This window comes from Mycobacterium paraintracellulare (genome assembly GCF_000276825.1).
GTDB lineage: Bacteria > Actinomycetota > Actinomycetes > Mycobacteriales > Mycobacteriaceae > Mycobacterium > Mycobacterium intracellulare.
Window position 1 is genome coordinate 501,960 of sequence record NC_016948.1, and the last position, 14,304, is coordinate 516,263.

Annotated in this window: 14 protein-coding genes; 8 read left to right on the plus strand and 6 right to left on the minus strand. The window is 69.4% G+C overall.

Translation table 11 applies throughout. The features are described from left to right. Positions 1-27 precede the first annotated feature (27 nt). Positions 28-1,107: a LacI family DNA-binding transcriptional regulator gene (locus OCQ_RS02500; RefSeq protein WP_009957019.1), complete on the plus strand. Its 1,080-nt coding sequence runs from the start codon at positions 28-30 to the stop codon at positions 1,105-1,107. A 6-nt stretch (positions 1,108-1,113) separates the two neighbouring features. On the opposite strand, the gene kstR is transcribed toward OCQ_RS02500, so the two are convergent. Continuing rightward, on the minus strand, positions 1,114-1,713 hold the full coding sequence (gene kstR, locus OCQ_RS02505) for a cholesterol catabolism transcriptional regulator KstR (protein ID WP_008263559.1): 600 nt from the start codon (positions 1,711-1,713) through the stop codon (positions 1,114-1,116). A 371-nt stretch (positions 1,714-2,084) separates the two neighbouring features. On the opposite strand from kstR, the gene OCQ_RS02510 reads away from it, so the two are divergent. Next, positions 2,085-4,223, plus strand: coding sequence for an acyl-CoA dehydrogenase (locus OCQ_RS02510; RefSeq protein ID WP_014383756.1), 2,139 nt, complete (start codon positions 2,085-2,087; stop codon positions 4,221-4,223). On the opposite strand, the gene OCQ_RS02515 is transcribed toward OCQ_RS02510, so the two are convergent. Continuing rightward, a complete protein-coding gene (locus OCQ_RS02515; protein ID WP_014383757.1) occupies positions 4,220-4,792 on the minus strand; it encodes a TetR/AcrR family transcriptional regulator in 573 nt (190 codons plus the stop codon). The two genes, OCQ_RS02510 and OCQ_RS02515, sit on opposite strands and share 4 nt — an antisense overlap. A gap of 85 nt (positions 4,793-4,877) precedes the next feature. On the opposite strand from OCQ_RS02515, the gene OCQ_RS02520 reads away from it, so the two are divergent. Continuing rightward, a complete protein-coding gene (locus OCQ_RS02520) occupies positions 4,878-5,771 on the plus strand; it encodes an SDR family oxidoreductase (RefSeq protein WP_014383758.1) in 894 nt (297 codons plus the stop codon). A 4-nt stretch (positions 5,772-5,775) separates the two neighbouring features. Here the strand turns inward: OCQ_RS02520 and OCQ_RS02525 are convergent, their stop codons facing one another. Both OCQ_RS02525 and OCQ_RS02530 read right to left on the minus strand, forming a co-directional pair. Then, the gene (locus OCQ_RS02525) at positions 5,776-6,309 is read right to left on the minus strand and encodes a hypothetical protein (protein WP_008263570.1); all 534 of its coding nucleotides are present in this window, start codon (positions 6,307-6,309) and stop codon (positions 5,776-5,778) included. Positions 6,310-6,360: 51 nt separating this feature from the next. After that, positions 6,361-7,455, minus strand: coding sequence for a ferredoxin--NADP reductase (locus tag OCQ_RS02530; RefSeq protein WP_014381743.1), 1,095 nt, complete (start codon positions 7,453-7,455; stop codon positions 6,361-6,363). A 158-nt stretch (positions 7,456-7,613) separates the two neighbouring features. Between OCQ_RS02530 and hsaA the strand changes: the two genes are divergently transcribed. The 5 genes from hsaA (at position 7,614) to OCQ_RS02555 (ending at position 12,138) form a co-directional block, all read left to right on the plus strand. Beyond that, complete coding sequence (gene hsaA, locus OCQ_RS02535) at positions 7,614-8,798, plus strand: 3-hydroxy-9,10-secoandrosta-1,3,5(10)-triene-9,17-dione monooxygenase oxygenase subunit (RefSeq protein ID WP_008263572.1); 1,185 nt, start codon at positions 7,614-7,616, stop codon at positions 8,796-8,798. Between the two features lie 54 nt (positions 8,799-8,852). Continuing rightward, positions 8,853-9,725, plus strand: coding sequence for a 4,5:9,10-diseco-3-hydroxy-5,9,17-trioxoandrosta-1(10),2-diene-4-oate hydrolase (hsaD, locus tag OCQ_RS02540; protein WP_009957025.1), 873 nt, complete (start codon positions 8,853-8,855; stop codon positions 9,723-9,725). Further along, positions 9,725-10,627, plus strand: a complete 903-nt coding sequence (hsaC, locus tag OCQ_RS02545; RefSeq protein WP_009957026.1) for an iron-dependent extradiol dioxygenase HsaC — start codon at positions 9,725-9,727, stop codon at positions 10,625-10,627. The genes hsaD and hsaC overlap by 1 nt, the downstream gene beginning before the upstream one ends. 2 nt (positions 10,628-10,629) lie before the next feature. After that, entirely contained in the window at positions 10,630-11,193 is a 564-nt protein-coding gene (hsaB, locus tag OCQ_RS02550) for a 3-hydroxy-9,10-secoandrosta-1,3,5(10)-triene-9,17-dione monooxygenase reductase subunit (protein ID WP_008263575.1), read from the plus strand. Between the two features lie 114 nt (positions 11,194-11,307). Next, a complete protein-coding gene (locus OCQ_RS02555) occupies positions 11,308-12,138 on the plus strand; it encodes an arylamine N-acetyltransferase family protein (protein ID WP_014383759.1) in 831 nt (276 codons plus the stop codon). Positions 12,139-12,149: 11 nt separating this feature from the next. On the opposite strand, the gene OCQ_RS02560 is transcribed toward OCQ_RS02555, so the two are convergent. Both OCQ_RS02560 and ipdE2 read right to left on the minus strand, forming a co-directional pair. Continuing rightward, entirely contained in the window at positions 12,150-13,316 is a 1,167-nt protein-coding gene (locus tag OCQ_RS02560) for a pyridoxal phosphate-dependent aminotransferase (protein WP_014383760.1), read from the minus strand. After that, positions 13,313-14,263 (minus strand): acyl-CoA dehydrogenase IpdE2, encoded by a 951-nt coding sequence (gene ipdE2, locus OCQ_RS02565; RefSeq protein ID WP_014383761.1) that lies wholly within the window; start codon positions 14,261-14,263, stop codon positions 13,313-13,315. The genes OCQ_RS02560 and ipdE2 overlap by 4 nt, the downstream gene beginning before the upstream one ends. Positions 14,264-14,304: the final 41 nt, after the last annotated feature.

The window sequence follows — 14,304 nt, forward strand, 5'->3', positions numbered from 1 at the left end:
CACCGATCCGCTGTAGCGTCACCGAACGTGAGCCCCACACCGCGCCGGCGTGCGACCCTGGCGTCGGTCGCGGACGAGCTCAACGTTTCGCGCACCACGATCTCGAACGCCTTCAACCGCCCCGATCAACTCTCCGCCGACCTGCGTGAACGCGTGCTCGCGACGGCCAAGCGGCTCGGCTACGCCGGCCCCGACCCGGTGGCGCGCTCGTTGCGGACCCGCAAGGCCGGCGCGGTCGGTCTGGTGATGGCCGAGCCGCTGACCTATTTCTTCAGCGACCCCGCCGCCCGGGATTTCGTCACCGGGGTGGCGCAGTCCTGCGAGGCGGCCGGGCAGGGGCTGCTGTTGGTGGCCGTGGGGCCCAGCCGCAGCCTGAAAGAGGGAACCGACGCGGTGCTGTCGGCGGGCGTGGACGGTTTCGTGGTGTATTCGGTGTGCGATGACGATCCCTACCTGCAGGTGGTGCTGCAGCGACGGCTGCCGGTCGTGGTGGTCGATCAGCCGAAGGATCTCGCCGGCGCCTCGCGGGTGGGCATCGACGACCGCGCGGCGATGCGTGAGCTCGCCGACTACGTGCTCGGGCTGGGGCATCGCGAGATCGGGCTGCTGACCATGCGGCTGGGCCGGGACCGGCGCCACGGCCTGGTGGACGCCGAGCGGTTGCGCTCGCCCGCCTTCGACGTGCAACGCGAGCGGATCATCGGCGTGTGGGAGGCGATGACGGCCGCCGGCATCGACCCGGATTCGCTGACCGTGGTGGAAAGCTACGAGCACCTGGCCGAATCGGGCGGCGCGGCCGCCAAGGTGGCGCTGGAAACCAATCCGCGCATCACCGCGCTGCTGTGCACCGCGGACATCCTGGCCCTGTCCGCCATGGATTACCTACGGGCGCATGGCATTTACGTGCCCGGCCAGCTGACCGTCACCGGATTCGACGGCGTGCCCGAGGCCATCAGCCGCGGGCTGACCACGGTGTCGCAGCCGAGCCTGCACAAGGGGCGCCGCGCGGGCGAGCTGTTGTTGAAGCCACCGCGGTCCGGTCTGCCGGTCACCGAACTCCTCGACACCGAGCTGATCCGCGGACGCACCGCCGGCCCGCCCGGGTGAGCGCCGCTATTTGGAGTCTTGGTCGCCGATCAGCAACCGCACGGCCAGATCCAGCCGCTTGCTGACGTCGGTGGCCGAGGCGCGGCGGGTGAGCCAGGCGAGCAGGTTCGACAGCCACACGTCGGAGATCACCCGGGCGATGTGGTACTGGTCCTCGGTCGGTTCGCCGTCGGCCATCGCGCGCGCGAACATGGAGTCGATGAGCTTTTCGACCTGGTCGACCTCGCTGGCCGCCGACGCGTCGGCGAAGACGTAGGCGCGCGTCATCGCCTCGGTCAGCAGCGGGTTGCGTTGCATCGCGCGGTTGAGCTTGCCCACCATGAAGTTCAGCCGCTGAAAGGGTGTGCCGCCGGTCATCGCCGAGCGGTCGGTTTTGGCGTCGATGCGGCCGAACTCGCGGCCCAGCGCCGATACCAGCAGGTGCACCTTCGACGGGAAATACCGGTACAGCGTCCCCACCGCCACGTCGGCGCGATCCGCGACCGCACGCATCTGAACGGCCTCGTAGCCGCCCTTGGACGCGATGGCCATGGTGGCATCCAGGATGCGCTTGCGGCGTTCCCGCTGCGCCTCAGACCCGAGTTCGGACTCCGCCAGAACCGCCACGTTTATGACCTCACGCGGCTGCGAGTCGGAAACGCGGCCCGAACTAGCCTTGGAAGTGGCCTTGGCATTGGCGCTGGCTGGCATGTGATGGTTTGCTCCTGTTCCGGGCGGTTCGTTTGCAAACGATACGCATTCTGCGTGTGAATTTCCCACCTCCATACCGCCGGGGACAAGCGCATGTGCTGCTGCAATGGCGTTCGACTTGACGGTCGATCACTGGCACTATTAGAACACGTTCTAGTCTTCGGTGAGCGGGTTGCGCGCCAACTGGTGGTGGGGATGTCCCCGCTCGCGCAAAGATCGGACAATCAGGACACGGGCGCCGGCCGGCCCCGTGTCACGTCGAGCCAAGGACGCGGAGGTCCTCTCAGGTGGTAGCGACCGTCACCGATGAGCAGTTTGCCGCGCGCGCCCTGGTGCGCGACTGGGCCCGCAATGCGACGTCGGGACCGGGTGGCACCGCGGCGATCCGCGAGGTCGAGCAGGGCAAGCCCGACGCGTGGCGGCCGGTGTTCTCCCGGCTGGCCGAACTGGGAATCTTCGGCGTCGCGATCCCGGAGGAATCCGGCGGGGCGGGTGGGTCCATCGAAGACCTGTGCGCGATGGTCGAGGAGGCGGCCAAAGCGCTGGTCCCCGGCCCGGTCGCGACCACCGCGCTCGCGACGCTCGTCGTCACCGACCCCGGACTGCTGGAGGCGCTGGCCGCCGGGGAGCGCTTCGCCGGGCTGGCGCTCGAAGGCGACGTCCGACTCGACGGCGCGACCTCGACGGCGTCGGGCACACTTCCGTTCGCGCTGGGCGCCGCCGACGATAGCGTGCTGCTGGCGCCCGCCGACGGCAAGTGGCTGCTGATCGACGCCGCCGGCGAGGGCGTGCGGGTCGAGCCGCTGCAGGCCACCGACTTCTCCCGGCCGCTGGCCCGGGTGGTGCTCAGCTCCGCCCCGGCCACGGTGCTGTCCGAAACCGGCACGCGCGTCGAGGAACTGGCCGCCACCGTCCTGGCCGCCGAGGCCGCCGGCATCACCCGATGGGCGCTCGAGACCGCCGTCGACTACGCCAAGGTCCGCGAGCAGTTCGGCAAGCCGATCGGCAGCTTCCAGGCCATCAAACACCTGTGCGCCGAGATGCTGTGCCGCGCCGAGCAGGCCGAGGTGGCCGCCTCGGACGCGGCTCGCGCCGCCGGCGACGGCGACGCGTCCCAGTTCTCCATCGCGGCCGCGCTGGCCGCCAGCACCTGCATCACCACCGTGAAGGCCAACGTCAAGGACTGCATCCAGGTGCTCGGCGGCATCGGCTGCACCTGGGAGCACGACGCGCACCTGTACCTGCGCCGGGCGCACGCCATCGGCCGCTTCCTGGGCGGCCCCGAGCGCTGGCAGCGGCGCATCACCGCGCTCACCCAGGACGGCGTGCGCCGGCGGCTGGGCATCGACCTCACCGAGGTCGAGGGCCGGCGCGCCGAGATCGCCGCGGCCGTCGCCGAGATCGCCGAACTGCCGGCCGAGAAGCGACAGGTGGGTCTGGCCGAGGCGGGCCTGCAGGCGCCGCACTGGCCCAAGCCGTACGGGCGCGCCGCATCCCCGGCGGAGCAGCTGCTGATCGATCAGGAGCTCGCCGCGGCCGGCGTCGAACGGCCGGACCTGGTGATCGGCTGGTGGGCGGCGCCGACCATCCTCGAGCACGGCACACCGGAGCAGATCGAGCAATTCGTGCCGGGCACGTTGCGCGGTGAATTCCTGTGGTGCCAACTGTTTTCCGAGCCCGGCGCGGGCTCCGACCTGGCGTCGCTGCGCACCAAGGCGGTCCGCGGTGACGGCGGCTGGCTGCTGACCGGCCAGAAGGTGTGGACGTCCGCGGCGCACAAGGCGCGCTGGGGCGTGTGCCTGGCGCGCACCGACCCCGATGCCCCGAAACACAAAGGCATCACCTACTTCCTGGTCGACATGAAATCGCCCGGCATCGACATCCGGCCGCTGCGCGAGATCACCGGCGACTCGCTGTTCAACGAGGTGTTCCTGGACAACGTGTTCGTGCCCGACGAGATGGTGGTCGGTGAGGTCAACGACGGCTGGCGGCTGGCCCGCACCACGCTGGCCAACGAGCGGGTGGCGATGGCCAACGGCACGGCGCTGGGCAACCCGATGGAAGAGCTGTTAACCCTCTTGGCGGCAAGGGAACTCGACGTCGCCGAGCAGGACCGGCTGGCGCGCCTGATCATCCTGGCCCAGACCGGCGCGCTGCTGGACCAGCGCATCGCCCAGCTCGCGGTGGGCGGCCAGGACCCCGGCGCCCAATCGAGTGTGCGCAAGCTGATCGGCGTCCGCTACCGCCAGGCGCTGGCCGAATTCACCATGGATGCCGCCGAAGGCGGCGGCCTCGTCGACCGCCGGGCCGACGGCGACCGGGCGGTGTTCGATTTCCTCAACACCCGCTGCCTGACGATCGCGGGCGGCACGGAGCAGATCCTGCTGACCGTGGCGGCCGAACGCCTGCTCGGTCTGCCGCGCTAGCCGAGATCGGCCGCGGCGGCGTGTAATTCGTGCAGCGCGTCGCATGCCATGGCGCCCAGGTCTCGGTCGTCGCCCGGTTCGCTCCAGCGTGCGTAGGCCGTCTTGAATGCCAGCGCACCGAGTTCGGCGGCCAATACCGCCGTCGGCTCGGGTATGCCGCGCGCCTGGAGTGCCTCGGCCACCGCGCGCGCCAGCCCGATTTGTTTGAGCGCGTTGCGCTCCTGGAGTTCGGTGCTGGCGGCGATCGCGGCCTTGAGCCTGGGCGCGAGCTCCCGGTTGAACGACGTGAACGCGGCCGCGGCCGATTTCAGGCCGGAGCACACGGCGGCCAGCGGCGTCGCGTCGGCCGGCGCCGTGGCGATGCCCTCGCGCAGTAGTTGCGCGATCGCGTCCTGGCCGGCCGCCAGCACGTCCCGCTTGTCCGGGAAGTGCCGAAAGAACGTGCTTTTCGTCAGGCCGGCGCGCTTGGCGATCTGCGTGACGGTCGTCTCGTCGTAGCCCCGTTCGTTGAACAGGTCCAGTGCGGCGGCGACCAGGCGTTCGCGCGCATCGGGTTCCCACCGGGCCATGGCCCCAGCCTAGTGATGCGACCATAGTCCCGTCACGGGTGTAGGGTGATGGGACAAATGTCTCATCACGTGGAAGGAGCTGCTCGTGCGCGTATTCGTCACCGGCGCCAGCGGAGGAATCGGCTCGGCCGTCGTCACGGAACTGCTCGCCGCCGGCCATCAGGTCGTGGGCCTGGCCCGCTCGGAGGCCGCGGCGGCGACCATCGGCGGACTCGGGGGCGAGCCGCTGCGCGGCGACGTCACCGACCTCGACGTGTTGCGGGAGGCGGCCGGCGACGCCGACGGCGTTGCCTACCTGGCGTTCTCGCACGACTTCGTCGGTACCGGCGACGTGATCGGAGACGCGATCGGGGACGAGGCCCGCGCGGTCGCCGCGCTCGGCGACGCGCTCGTCGACACCGGCAAGCCGCTGGTGCTCGCCAGCGGCACCCCCGCGGTGGCCGGTCGCGCCAGCACCGAGGACGACCCGTTCAACACCGAGGGGCCGATGGCCGGGCGTGGCCGCACCGGACAAGCCGTCATCAACCTGGCCGAGCGCGGTGTCAGATCGGCCGTGGTGCGGCTGCCGCGGTCGGTCCATGATGCCGGCGGACGCTACGGCTTCGCCGGCATGCTGATTCAGCTCGCGCGCCGGCGCGGGGTGTCGGCCTTCATCGGCGACGGCGCGCAACGCTGGCCCGCGGTGCACCGCGACGACGCGGCGTCGTTGTTCCGGCTGGCCCTCGAGCAGGCCCCGCCCGGCTCGGTACTGCACGCGGTGGGTGACGAAGGCGACCCGATGCGGGCGATCGCCGAGGTGATCGGCCGCCGGCTCGGGGTGCCCGTCGAATCCGCCCCGGTCGAGGCCTTCGGCCCGCTCGGCGCCATCTTCGCCGCCGACCAGCCCTCGTCCAGCGCGCTGACCCGCCAACGATTCGACTGGAAACCCACGGGCCCAAGCCTTCTCGACGACCTCGAGACCGGCGACTATCCGGACTGAGAGATCAGGAGAAGGTGGTCTGCGCGCAGGTGCTGGGCGAGGTGATGTTGACCCCGGAGTAGACGACCTGGATGTGGGTGCAGGCGATGACGTTGTTGTCGGTCTTGGGTTGCCCCGTCTGCCAATCGGTGGAGTCGATGCGCCCGTTGGTCTGATACTTCTCCGGGGGACCCTCGCCCATGTAGATCGTGGTGATCTCGTCGGAACCCATCGACTTGTGCACCCGCTCGTACTGGCCGTCGGCGTGCGCGTCGAGGTAGGCCAGCCGGTTCGAGGAGCGGATCTCGGTGGTCTGACGGGCCCACAGGCCGGGCGGGAAACCGGTCACCCCGTCGGGCGTCAGCATGTCCGCGCCGGCGGTGAAGTCGCAGTGGCCGTCGGATTTGAAGCAGTTGAGGATCACCCGCGTCTCGAGCTGGTTGGGCCCGTCCAGCGGGAACAGCGTGGTGGCCGTGTTGCTCGCCGCCGCGCACACCCCGGCGGGCAGCAACATCGGCAGCGCCGCGACCACCGCGAATCCCGACACCAGCCGCATCATCGACGCCATCCCTTCCCCGTTGCTGACCCCAAGGGTGAACCTAACCCGCGACTACTCGTCGTAGGTCACTTCTACCGAATCAGATTCGGGGTGGGATTGACAGGCCAGGATCAGGCCCTCGTCGAGGTCCTGCTGCTCGAGCACGTCGTTGACCTCCATGTTCACCTTGCCGCTGCGCAGGGTGCAGGCGCACGCGCCGCAGTGACCCTCGCGGCAGGAGAACGGCGCGTCGAGGCCCTTGGCCAGCAGCACGTCGAGCAACTTGGCGTTGCGCGGCCATGACACCGTGTGGGTCTCGCCGTCGAGCTCCACCACCGCGGTGGCCGGCGGCAGGTCACCCTCGGGGGTGTCCTCGATCTTCACCGCGGCGAACGGATCCGATTCCAGCGACTTGAACACCTCGATATGTATTTGTGGCGCAGGCACTTTCAGCGTCTCCAGCGCCTCCTTGGCGGACTCCATGAACGCGCCCGGGCCGCAGATGTAGACGGGCCGGTCGGTGTAGGGGGCCGCCAGCTTGGCCAGCGCGGCCACGCTGGGCAGGCCCTGCAGCGATTCCAGCCAGTGCACGACGGTGAGCCGGTCAGGGTATTTGGCCGACAGCTCGCGCAGCGCCTCGGCGAAGATCACCGAATCCTCGTCGCGGTTGGCGTAGACCAACGTCACCTGTCCGCCGCCGTCGGCCAGCGCCGACTTGCAGATCGACATGATCGGGGTGATCCCGCTGCCCGCGGCCATCAGCAGGAAGTCGTCGCCGAGCGTCTTCGGCACGAAATTGCCCGACGGGGCCAGCACGTGGATGCGCATGCCCGCCCGCGCGTTGTCGCACAGCCAGTTGGAGGCGTACCCGTCGGCGGTCCGTTTGACCGTGACGGCCAGGGCGTCGTCGGTGAACGGCGAGCTGCACAGCGAATAGCAGCGCGCCACCGACCCGGTGCGCTCGCTGGGGACGCGCAACGTCAAGAACTGGCCCGGCGAGTAACGCAGCCGCTCGGGCGGGATGCCGGGGTCCCCTTCGTCGTCGGGCACCGCGAACACCAGCGACCGCGCATCGTCGGTCTCCGCGATGACCTCGGCGATCTGCAGTTCGAGGACGTGGTCACCGAGTGGCTCGTCGGGTACTTGGTCCAGATCCGCCTCGGTCAAGGCCCGTGCCTTCCTGTCGTTGCAACTAGAACATGTTACAGAAAAGTGGATTCGTATCGCTACCAGCCGCAGGAATACCCTGCTCGACACAAATCGGAACGTGTTCTAGTCTCTGGTGTAAGTCCGCTGTGTAAGTCTGGCCCAGGAGGCAAACTTAAGTGACGTCCATTCAACAGCGCGATGCGCAGTCGGTTCTGGCTGGCATCGATGATCTGCTCCCGCAGATCCGGGAGCGCGCTCAGGCGACGGAGGATCTGCGGCGGCTGCCCGACGAGACCGTTCAGGACCTGCAAGACGTGGGCTTCTTCACGCTGTTGCAGCCCGAGCAGTGGGGCGGACTGCAGTGCGATCCGACGCTGTTCTACGAGGCGGTCCGCCGGCTGGCCAGCGCCTGCGGCTCCACCGGCTGGGTCAGCTCCATCATCGGCGTGCACAACTGGCACCTGGCGTTGTTCGACCAGCAGGCCCAGGAGGAGGTCTGGGGCGAGGACCCCAAGACCCGGGTTTCCTCGTCGTACGCCCCGATGGGCGCGGGCGTGGTGACCGACGGCGGCTACCTGGTCAACGGCGCGTGGAACTGGTCCTCGGGCTGTGACCACGCGACGTGGGCGTTCCTGGGTGGCCCGGTGATCAAGGACGGCCGCCCGGTCGACTTCGGCAGCTTCCTGATCCCGCGCAGCGAGTACCGCATCGACGACGTGTGGCACGTCGTCGGCCTGCGCGGCACCGGCAGCAACACCGTCGTCGTCAAGGACGTCTTCGTGCCGCGGCACCGGTTTTTGTCCTACAAGGCGATGAACGACGGCACCGCCGGGGGTTATGAGACCAACACCGCGCCCGTCTACAAGATGCCTTGGGGCACAATGCATCCCACCACCATCTCGGCGCCGATCGTCGGCATGGCCTACGGCGCCTACGCCGCGCACGTCGAGCACCAGGGCAAGCGGGTGCGCGCGGCGTTCGCCGGCGAGAAGGCCAAGGACGACCCGTTCGCCAAGGTCCGCATCGCCGAGGCGGCCAGCGACATCGACGCGGCGTGGCGCCAGCTGAGCGGCAACGTCGCCGACGAGTACGCGCTGCTGTCGGCCGGCAAGGAGATCCCGTTCGAGCTGCGCGCCCGCGCCCGTCGCGACCAGGTGCGCGCCACCGGCCGGGCCATCGCCTCCATCGACCGGTTGTTCGAGGCGTCCGGTGCCACCGCCCTGGCCAACGACCAACCGGTGCAACGGTTCTGGCGCGACGCCCACGCCGGCCGGGTGCACGCGGCGAACGACCCCGAGCGGGCCTACCAGATCTTCGGGAACAACGAGTTCGGGCTGCCACCCGGCGACACGATGGTCTAAACCATGCGCGCCGACGACGATGCAGAGCGAATCGATGAGGAGGAGCGGCGCTAAGTGACCGCGACAGAGGAACTCACTTTCGAGTCGACCTCGCGGTTCGTGGAGGTGGACGTCGACGGACCGCTGAAGCTGCACTACCACGAGGCGGGGGTCGGCAACGACCAGACCATCGTGCTGCTGCACGGCGGCGGACCCGGGGCGGCGAGCTGGACGAACTGGTCGCGCAACATCCCGGTGCTCGCCGAGCGGTTCCACGTGCTCGCCGTCGATCAGCCCGGTTACGGGCATTCGGACAAGCGCGCCGAGCACGGGCAGTTCAACCACTACGCGGCCAGGGCGCTCAAGGGCCTCTTCGACCACCTGGGCCTGGGACGCGTTCCGCTGGTGGGCAATTCGCTGGGCGGGGGCACCGCGGTCCGGTTCGCCCTGGACTACCCCGACCTGGCCGGGCGCCTGGTCCTGATGGGGCCCGGCGGGCTGAGCATCAACCTGTTCGCCCCGGACCCCACCGAGGGCGTCAAGCGGCTGGGCAAGTTCTCGGCCGAGCCCACCCGGGAAAACCTCGAGGCGTTCCTGCGGGTGATGGTCTACGACCAGAAGCTGATCACCGACGAATTGATCGACGAGCGGTTCGCGTTGGCCAGCACGCCGGAATCGCTGACCGCGACGCGGGCGATGGGAATGTCGTTCGCGGGCGCCGATTTCGAGCTCGGCATGATGTGGCGCGAGGTGCACCGCCTGCGCCAGCCCGTGCTGCTGATCTGGGGGCGTGAGGACCGCGTCAATCCCTTGGACGGGTCGCTGGTCGCGCTCAAGACCATCAAGCGTGCGCAGCTGCACGTTTTCGGGCAGTGTGGGCACTGGGCGCAGGTGGAGAAGTTCGACGAGTTCAACAAGCTCACCATCGATTTCCTGGGAGGTGCGTGATGAGCATCCGTTCGCTGGGCTATCTGCGCATCGAGGCCACCGACATGGCGGCCTGGCGTGAGTACGGCCTGAAGGTTCTCGGCATGGTCGAGGGCAGCGGCAACACCGAGGGCGCCCTGTATCTGCGGATGGACGATTTCCCCGCGCGGCTGGTGATCGTGCCCGGCGAGCGCGACCACCTCATGGAGGCCGGCTGGGAGTGCGCGAACGCCGAAGGCCTGCAAGAGATCCGGGACCGCCTCGACGTCGAGGGCGTGCCCTACAAGGAAGCCACCGCCGCGCAACTGGCGGACCGCCGGGTCGTCGAGATGATCCGGTTCTCCGACCCGTCGGGCAATTGCCTGGAGGTCTTCCACGGCGTCGCCCTGGAACACCGCCGGGTGGTCAGCCCCTACGGGCACAAGTTCGTCACCGGTGAGCAGGGCCTGGGGCACGTGGTGTTGTCCACCCGCGACGACGACGAGGCGCTGCACTTCTACCGCGACGTGCTGGGGTTCAAGCTGCGCGACTCGATGCGGATGCCGCCGCAGGTGGTGGGCCGGCCCGCCGACGGGGCCCCCGCCTGGTTGCGTTTCTTCGGCTGCAACCCGCGCCATCACAGCCTGGCCTTCCTGCCGCTGCCCACACCGAGCGGCATCGTGCACCTGATGATGGAGGTCGAGAACGCCGACGACGTGGGGCTGTGCCTGGACCGGGCGCTGCGCCGCAAGGTGCCCATGTCGGCCACCCTGGGCCGTCACGTCAACGACCTCATGCTGTCGTTCTACATGAAGACACCCGGCGGATTCGACATCGAATTCGGTTGCGAGGGAAGGCAAGTCGAAGACGACGACTGGGTCGCCCGGGAAAGCACCGCGGTCAGCCTGTGGGGCCACGACTTCACGGTCGGCATGCGCGGCTGACCATGTCGGCGCCCATCGATCCGCGGACCTTCCGGCAGGTGCTGGGGCAGTTCTGCACCGGCATCACCATCATCACCACCGTGCACGACGACGTCCCCGTCGGCTTCGCCTGCCAGTCGTTTGCGGCGCTGTCGCTGGACCCGCCGCTGGTGCTGTTCTGCCCGACCAAGGTGTCGCGGTCCTGGAAGGCCATCGAGGCCTCCGGCCGGTTCTGCGTCAACATGCTGACCGAGAACCAGAAGCACGTCTCGGCCCGGTTCGGCTCCAAGGAGCCCGACAAATTCGCCGGCATCGACTGGCACCTTTCCGATCTCGGTTCACCGATCATCGACGGGTCGCTGGCCTACATCGACTGCACCGTGGCCTCCGCGCACGACGGCGGCGACCACTTCGTGGTGTTCGGTGCGGTGCAATCGCTTTCGGAGGCCCCCAAGATCAAGCCGCGGCCGCTGCTGTTCTATCGCGGTGAATACACCGGCATCGAGCCGGACAAGACGACGCCGGCGCAGTGGCGCGACGACCTGGAAGCGTTCCTCACCACGACCACCCAGGACACCTGGCTGTAGGGGTTCTCACGGGCGTAACGCCACGGCGACTTCGCGCGCGTTTTTCCGCCGTGGCGTTACGCCCGCGGGACACCCGGCCGCCGTAACGCCCCACGTTGGGCCCAGAATGGTTTCATGACGCTGGATCTGGGCGCGTACTTCGACCGCATCGACTATCGCGGCGCCGCCGAGCCGAATCTCGAGGTGCTGCAGGATCTGATGACCGCGCACACCGGGTCGATCCCGTTCGAGAACCTCGATCCGCTGATGGGGGTGCCGGTCGACGACCTGAGCCCCAAAGCCCTCACCGACAAGCTGGTGTACCGGCGCCGGGGCGGCTACTGCTACGAGCAGAACGGCCTGATGGGTTACGTGCTGGCCGAGATCGGGTTCCGGGTGCGCCGCCTGGCCGGGCGGGTGGTCTGGATGCAGCCGCCCGACGCGCCGCTGGGAGCCCAGACGCACACGGCGCTGGCTGTGACGTTCCCGGGCTCGCAGGGCTCCTATCTGGTCGACGTCGGTTTCGGTGGTCAGACGCTGACGTCCCCCATCCGCTTCGAGACCGGAAACGCCCAGCAGACAACGCACGAGCCGTACCGGCTCAACGACCGCGGCGACGGCCTGGTGCTGCAAGCCCTGGTCCGCGACGAGTGGAAACCGCTGTACGTGTTCGGCACCCAGACCGTGCCGCAGATCGATCTGCGGGTGGGCAGCTGGTACGTGTCCACGCACCCCGAGTCGCACTTCGTGACCGGGTTGATGGCCGCCCTGACGACCGCCGACGCCCGCTACAACCTGGCCGGCCGCCACCTGACCGTCCACCGCGCCGACGGCAGCGAGAAGATCCGCCTGGACGACGCGGCGGCGGTCGTCGACGTGCTCGGTGAGCGATTCGGCATCGATGTGGCCGGCATCGGCGAGCGCAGTGCGCTCGAGGCGCGCATCGGGCAGGTGTTGGACGCGTAGGCGCGGCGCGGCTAGCGGGCTGAAAGCCACGGGCCGAGCCGTCGCACCGCTTCCTCGATGTCGGCGGTGGGCCCGGCGAAGGACAGCCGGACGAACGAATTGCCGCGGGTGGTGTCGAAGTCGATGCCGGGCGCGATGGCGATGCCGGTCTCTTCCAACAGTTTCGAGCAGAACTCCATCGAGTTGTCGGTGAAGTCCGAGACGTCGGCGTACACGTAGAAGGCGCCGTCGGTGGGGGCCAGGCGCTCGACACCGATGCCGCGCAGCCCGTCGAGCAGCAGCGAGCGGTTGGTCGCGTAGTGGTGCAGGTGGCCGTCGGCTTCGGCGGTGGCTTCCGGGGTGAAGGCCGCCACCGCGGCCAGCTGCGAGAGCACGGGCGGGCAGATGGTGAAGTTGCCGGTGAGGCGATCCACCGCGCGGCGTAACTCGGCCGGCACCAGCAGCCAGCCCAGCCGCCAGCCCGTCATCGCGTAGTACTTCGAAAAGCTGTTGACCACCACGGCATTTCGCGATGTCTGCCACGCGCAGCTGGTCTGTGGCGCGCCCTCGTAGACCAGCCCGTGGTACACCTCGTCGCTGATCAGCCGCGCCCCGGAGGCGTCGCACCAGGCGGCGATCGCGGCCAGCTCCTCCGGCGCGATGACCGTTCCGGTGGGGTTGGCGGGGCTCGCCACGATGACGCCCTGCACCGGGGGGTCGAGCTCGGCGAGCATCCGCGCGGTGGGCTGGAAGCGGGTCTGGGGCCCGCAGGGGATCTCCACGACCTCACATCCCAAGGCCGACAAGATGTTTCGGTAGCACGGATAGCCGGGGCTGGCCAGGGCCACGCGGTCGCCGGCGTCGAAGCAGGCCAGAAAGGTGAGCAGGAAGCCGCCGGAGGAGCCCGTGGTGATCACCACGGCGTCGGGTTCGACGTCGAGGCCGTGCTGGCGCCGGTAATCCGCGGCGATCGCGGCTCGCAGCTCGGGGGTGCCCAGCGACACCGAATAGCCCAGCTGGTTGGAATGCACGGCCTCCGCGGCGGCCGCGCGCACCGGCGCGGGCGCCCCGACGCTGGGTTGGCCCGCCGACAGGTTGACCAGATCGCCGTGGCTGCGCTGGCGTTCGGCGGCCGCCAACCAGACATCCATCACGTAGAACGGTGGGATGCCCGCGCGCAGCGAGACACGATCGGTCACGGCGTGTTGAGTACCTCGGATTCAAGCCGGTTAAGCAGCTCCTGCGGCGTGTCCAGCAGGTGCGCGCTGCCGTGGGCGCGTTTGAGGTACAGGTGCATGTCGTGTTCCCACGTGATCGCGATGCCGCCGTGCAACTGGATGCCCTCGGCGGCCACCGTGTTCAGCGCCTCGGTGGCGGCCAGCCGTGCGGCGGCGGCGTTGGTGGGTGAGGGCTCGTCACACGCGTCGGACACGACGGCCTTCGCCGCGGCGACCGTGACATACAGGTCGGCCATCCGATGCTTGAGCGCCTGAAAGCTGCCGATCGGCCGGCCGAATTGCACTCGGTCCTTGGCGTATTCGACGGTCAGCTCCAGACAGCGTTCGGCGGCGCCGATCTGCTCGGCGGCCAGCAGGACGGCAGCCTTGTCCGCCAGGCCGGGGTCCGCGCCGATCGCCTCGGCCTCCTGCGGTTGCACCCGGGCCAGGCGCCGGGTCGGGTCCATGGTGGTGACGGCCTGCGCGCTGAAGCGGGTCCACCTGCTCAGCCGGCCGTCCTCGACGGCGACCACGACGTCGGCGATGTCGCCGTTGACCACGTAGTCGGGATCGAGCACCAGCGCGCCGATCGCGGTGCCCTCGGCCAGGCCCTCCAGCGTCGCGGCGTCGGGCTCGGGGGCGCTCAGCAGCGCCAGCTCGGCCAGCGTGGTGCCCAGCAGCGGGGAGGGCACCAGGGCGCGGCCCAGCTCCTGCAAAACCGCTGCGGCGTCGGCCAATTCACCGCCGGCGCCGCCCAGTTCCTCCGGTATCACCAGGGCCGCGGCGCCGACCTGCTCGCACAGCAGCCGCCAGAGCGATTCGTCGTAGCCGCGATCGGACTCCATGGCGGCGCGCACCGCCGCCGGGCCGGCGTGCTTGGCGACCAGCGCGGCGACGGTCTCGCGGAGCAGCTCGCGTTCTTCAGTCATGGGTGCCGCTCCTTCTCATCGCTACGCTCTGCATCGTCGCG

Coding starts and splice junctions, on each gene's coding strand:
- OCQ_RS02515 (WP_014383757.1), bottom strand. CDS start 4,792: ATGGCCCGGTGGGAACCCGATGCGCGCGAACGCCTGGTCGCCGCCGCA.
- OCQ_RS02525 (WP_008263570.1), bottom strand. CDS start 6,309: ATGATGCGGCTGGTGTCGGGATTCGCGGTGGTCGCGGCGCTGCCGATG.
- hsaC (WP_009957026.1), top strand. CDS start 9,725: ATGAGCATCCGTTCGCTGGGCTATCTGCGCATCGAGGCCACCGACATG.
- hsaB (WP_008263575.1), top strand. CDS start 10,630: ATGTCGGCGCCCATCGATCCGCGGACCTTCCGGCAGGTGCTGGGGCAG.
- OCQ_RS02555 (WP_014383759.1), top strand. CDS start 11,308: ATGACGCTGGATCTGGGCGCGTACTTCGACCGCATCGACTATCGCGGC.
- ipdE2 (WP_014383761.1), bottom strand. CDS start 14,263: ATGACTGAAGAACGCGAGCTGCTCCGCGAGACCGTCGCCGCGCTGGTC.